This window comes from Streptomyces murinus (assembly GCF_002154555.1).
GTDB classification, from domain to species: domain Bacteria; phylum Actinomycetota; class Actinomycetes; order Streptomycetales; family Streptomycetaceae; genus Streptomyces; species Streptomyces murinus.
This window is the reverse complement of record NZ_MUNF01000640.1, coordinates 1-4,665: the sequence shown is the minus strand read 5'-3', so window position 1 is coordinate 4,665 and position 4,665 is coordinate 1. Positions and strand designations below refer to the sequence as shown.

The 4,665-nt window shown below is 69.3% G+C and carries 4 protein-coding genes and 1 pseudogene; 1 reads left to right on the top strand and 4 read right to left on the bottom strand.

Annotation, left to right across the window (positions count from 1 at the left end; all coding sequences use genetic code 11):
• Positions 1–1,284: pseudogene (locus CCN72_RS32060) on the bottom strand (NF041680 family putative transposase); the annotation flags it as partial.
• Positions 1,285–1,372: 88 nt separating this feature from the next.
• Positions 1,373–2,470: a hypothetical protein gene (locus CCN72_RS38755; protein WP_143664267.1), complete on the bottom strand. Its 1,098-nt coding sequence runs from the start codon at positions 2,468–2,470 to the stop codon at positions 1,373–1,375.
• Positions 2,471–3,210: 740 nt separating this feature from the next.
• Here CCN72_RS38755 and CCN72_RS32045 point away from each other — a divergent pair.
• Entirely contained in the window at positions 3,211–3,822 is a 612-nt protein-coding gene (locus tag CCN72_RS32045; protein ID WP_085563738.1) for a dihydrofolate reductase family protein, read from the top strand.
• Here CCN72_RS32045 and CCN72_RS32040 read toward each other — a convergent pair.
• Both CCN72_RS32040 and CCN72_RS32035 read right to left on the bottom strand, forming a co-directional pair.
• Positions 3,770–4,036, bottom strand: coding sequence for a hypothetical protein (locus tag CCN72_RS32040; protein ID WP_086811683.1), 267 nt, complete (start codon positions 4,034–4,036; stop codon positions 3,770–3,772). The genes CCN72_RS32045 and CCN72_RS32040 overlap by 53 nt on opposite strands.
• A gap of 269 nt (positions 4,037–4,305) precedes the next feature.
• The coding region (locus CCN72_RS32035; protein WP_244174581.1) for a permease at positions 4,306–4,665 on the bottom strand (360 nt) is incomplete at its 5' end.

Here is a 4,665-nt window from a genome sequence, read left to right as displayed (position 1 = left end):
TCGTGCGGCGGTTCCTAGACCCGCGCCGGACCCGGGCCGGGGTGAGCTCGTGGGGCGGCGCCGGCTTCCCCCACGGCCGCCGCAGGCCGGTGGCGAGGGGGCGGGCGAGGCGGAGCTGGGTGTGCCCGGCGTTGATCAGCCACGTCCAGCGGTCGGCGGCCGCGGAGTCGCGCGGTCGGGGCCGGGTCCAGCCGAGGGTCTGCTTGAGCATGCGGAACCTGTGCTCGATGTCGAAGCGCCGCAGGAACGCCTGCCGGCAGCGGTCGACGTCGGCTTCGGTTGCGCCGGTGCGTGACCACCACAGCCGGACCGGCTTGTTCACCCCACCGGACGGCAGGTGCTCGACCGACAGGCGGATGACGGTGCCCTTGATGACCGGCAGCGGCCCGGCGTGGTCGAGCCAGGCGGCCCGCCGGGTCAGCCTCGGGTGCAGTCGGTCCCAGGCCCGCGCGATGGCCTTGCCGTAGAGCCGAGTGTCGGTGACCGTGACGGCTTGCTCCTCGCCCCAGGTGGCGGGATCGCTGAAGACGAACTCCCCGCCGTGCTTGGGCGGCCGACGGCCCTTGGGGTCGTAGACCCGCGGCGGGGTCGGCAGGCGCATCACCCGGTCCGACCGCGTCCGGCCCAGGATCTCGACCGGCAGGCCGACCAGCAGGTGAGCGATGCGCGGCGCATCGTATCCGGCATCCAGCACGATGAGGATCTCCGGATCGCCCTCGGCCCACTGGCCTGCGGCGATGAGGCGTTCAACGACCTCGCGGATCCGGTCGGTCGTGGCGGCGGCCCCGTCCGCACCGGGGCGAGCCGGACCGCGTCCAACAGACCGGACCAGGAGGTGCGGCCGGTCTCCAGGGCGACCACGACCGAGTACGGCGAGCCGGGCATCATCTGGTGCTTGACGTCGCCGCGGCCGTAGGTGTGGCGGAACGATCGGTCCGGCACGGTGCCGGCGTCCGGCCGCAGCCACGGCGAGACGTCCGCCGCCAGGACCAGCCGCCCGCCGGCCGCCTGCGGCAGCGGCACCCCGGCAAGGGCACGCCGCAGCCGCGCGACATCGAGCCCGCCGCGGTTGAGGCCGGCATAGAGGGCACCGTGGCCCCGACGGTGTTCGGGTGCCAGCGCGAGATCGACCAGCGACCGCACCGGGCCGTCGGTGCACAGCATCGCGTCGGTCAGCTCGAACAGCGCGTCGGCGCGTGCGGTCAGGCAGTCGCGGAGGTCGGTCCGGAAGCGGGACAACACGGCCAGGGACTCGACGCGGACAGCACCGTGCAGCAGACTCACCCTCGCGGCCTTGGCATGATCAACAGCGTCTCGATCACACACATGATCCGTACCGCTGTCGCACGGCCATCATCGACTGGCAGATGCTCTAACGCGGAAACTCGACGGGGGCGAATTTGAACACCTCCGAGCTCCGGGTAGCGTTCGGGTTCTCCACTTCGAAGGAGAGCGCACTGCCGTCCTCACTCGCCGAGCCCCGAAAACGTGCTGCTGTCCCGTCCAGCGATTTCACGGTGAACCACAATGCCCGCCCGCTCATGCGATAGATGCCCTGGTAGATGCCGGGACGCTCGCTGCCGGGACGGAGCCAGTGAGCGATCTGCTGCGGCTCCCCGTCCGCGGACACATAAGTAACGTTCGCAGGGTCGGTGAAGCGGAGAAAGCCGAGCGAGCTGCCGCGTGCTGACATGTAGAGACCATCCCGACGTGGAAGCTGGACAGGGCTGGACAAGGCCTGCGGTGGTTGAGGCTTCGAGGCGGGCACGTCAGCAGGAAGGCAGGGGAGCAGGTCGCGGAGAACCGCAAGGAGTTCGGTGGGCGCGTTGGTCGACTCGTAGAATTCGATCACGTGAGCCCGGACACGAGGTTCCCGGAGGCTGTAGACGTACCCCATGGAGGCCCGCAGCGGGCGACGCAGGGCATACGGGGGTTCGTCGGGATTGTGCTGTACGTCTGCGCGCAGCTCGCCACGGCAGCCGGACGGAACCACGAGTTCGGTGAGGGAACGGGTACCTGGACTTTCGAGCGCCATTCTGAGATTGCCATCCCGGGCGATGTAGTAGTCGCGCGCCTGAACTGGGCGATACCGCCGGATCACCTCCAGTCGGCCTGGATCCCGATTCAGCCAGCTCTTCTTCTCATGACACTCGACAATGCCGAATAGGAGGTATCCGGGCTCAGCAGCAGGCGCAGCGAGCGCGCGGTTGCCGGGCCCGAAGAGCGGCATCCAGCGCGTTGCCCCCGCGCTGCAACGATCGGGCCACCGCGTCATCCGCGCTCCTGTCTCGGCAGCGAAGGCACCGCGGCCCTCCTCGGCGAAGCCCCGCCACCACATGGCTCTGACCTGCCTGCCGTCCGGCATCGGTCCGGGCCATCCGGCCGACCGGGAGCCCGGCGGGAGTTCGTCCGTGGACAGATGTTCCGTCCTACCCACAAAGGAGAGCTGGGCGCTGATGCCGTTCGTCACCACCTCCGGGACGAAGTGCTCACCGCAGCACCGCACACTGCACCTCGGACAGGCGGCAAGGGAGTCCACTCCACACCAGCACGCCGTCACGGCGAGAGACCGTGGCAGGGTTGCATCGGTCGGGTAAGAACATGCGCCAGCACGCCATCCCCCCTGCTCAGCAGCCGGAAGGCGGCCGAATCCGCGACGGCCTTCCCGACATGGACGTCAAACAACAAGCCCCTGACGGGCAGACTCCCCCCGGCCTCATAAGCCGCGACCGGACGACCGCGACTGATCCCACTGCCCACGGCCACTCGGCCAGCTGCTGTTACTGACCCACACTCCTAGGCCGGCGTGCAGTCCGAGCCGGCCTTGCGGGGGGCTGGGTCGACGACGTCGGCAAGCGGACGCACATGAGCGCCGTCGCCCGCCCAAGACCAGCTGGCGGCAACTGACGCGCAGCCAGTTCCCCCCTGGGGCCGGCCGGCCTGGCCGTGATGACGGGCCCCGATGTCCGATCTCTGGCCCTCGGTGCGTGGCCCGGACCTCCACCGCTGCGACCAGTGTTCACGGCTCTTGCCGTTCGGGGCCACGTTCATCCGGGGTACGTCGAGGATCCGTCCGAGCACGCGGGAGCCAAACCTTCGACGGCTACGCGATGTCGCGATGAGTTCGGCCGTCTCTGCCAGTCTGTGCATATGCCGAGTGGTCCGATGACCCCACGACAAACCGCAACCGCTGCCTCCAGAGAGAAGCTGATGTCCGACACCACCTGCCACATGTCGATCTCTCTCGACGGCTTCGTCGCCGGAGCCGAGCAGAGCCGAGACCATCCGCTGGGCAAGCGCGGCCAAGAGCTGCACGGCTGGCATATCGGAGACCCGCGCGCGACCGAAGCCGACCGGACGGCCACCAGTTGGCTGATGCGCCCGCGTGGCGCCTACGTCATGGGCCGGAACATGTTCGGGCCCATCCGAGGTGAGTGGAACGAGAGGTGGGACGGATGGTGGGGCCCCGAGCCCCCCTACCACGCCCCGGTCTTCGTGCTCACTCACTATGCCCACGAACCGATCGAGATGGCGGGAGGGACCACTTTCCACTTCGTCACCGAAGGCTTCGACGCCGCTTACGCGCAGGCGCTCGAGGCCGCCGACGGCAGGGGTGTGGACATCGCCGGCGGTGCTTCGACGGTTCGACAGGCACTCGACGCCGGCGCGATCGATGAACTCACCCTCGACATCGCACCTGTCCTACTCGGCAGCGGCGAGCGCCTGTTCGACGGCGTCGAGACCTTCGACTTCGAGCCCGTCGAGGTGCTCAGCTCTCCGCTGACCACTCATATCCGCTATCGCAGACGAGACGCCGGATGAGCAGCAACTGAGCTTCCTCTCGGCCCGGCTCGTCGTGCCGGCCCACGGCGATGGTAGTGCCGGTGCCCATGTCGAAGGGCCAGATCACGTCCGGCAGGAAGTCCGAGCGGGGTAAGGCGGCGAACGCCGGGAGCCAGTCGGCGGACAGGCGCTTGCGTTCGAGGAGGGAGCGGCCCAGCTCGGACCACTCCCCCTCCACTCCAGTGAGTGTCATCTCAGCCGATCATCCGCGGGCCGTCATCGGGAGACGGCGGCTCTGCCGGGCCGGGCCACGGCTCGCCGGGCAGGCCGTCGCCGCCCTCGCCACCGGGCGCGGAGGCCGCGCTGGGTGTCGCATAGGGTCTCGTCGTCCACGCACTGCTCGCAGCTCGCCCAGTGCGTCTTGTAGGCGGCCGGCACGCGCTTCAGTGTGCAGGGGGCAGCACCCTCGGGGGAACCAGCGGCCGACGACACCAAGGATCGCTTCGTATCGCTGGCCGAGGTCTACCGCGGTGGCGAGATCGGCAGGATCAGCAGGCCAGCGAAGAGGAATGCCACGACGCCACCGAAGCTGATGCCGCCCTTCCACAGGACGACCGCGAGGGGCACGTTGCCGACCGAGCACACGAACGAGGCGATGGCCACCAGCGGCCCGATCAGCTGCCCCCACAGCTTCGACGCCAGCGGATGGCCGTCGAAGAAGAAGGTGCGCCAGAACGAGTCCGGCACCCAGGCGGCGATCGCGCCGGCGATGAGCAGACCGATGACGAGGTCCCGGATGATGGCGGCCCATTCCATGGCGAAGACATGGGAGACCGAAGTGAAACCGTCGCGGGAGAACCGCCGGCGGCAGTGCCGGGGCAT

Excerpts from the sequence above, each read along its gene's own strand:
- CCN72_RS32040 (WP_086811683.1), bottom strand. The coding sequence starts at position 4,036 with ATGACACTCACTGGAGTGGAGGGGGAGTGGTCCGAGCTGGGCCGCTCC.
- CCN72_RS32045 (WP_085563738.1), top strand. The coding sequence starts at position 3,211 with ATGTCCGACACCACCTGCCACATGTCGATCTCTCTCGACGGCTTCGTC.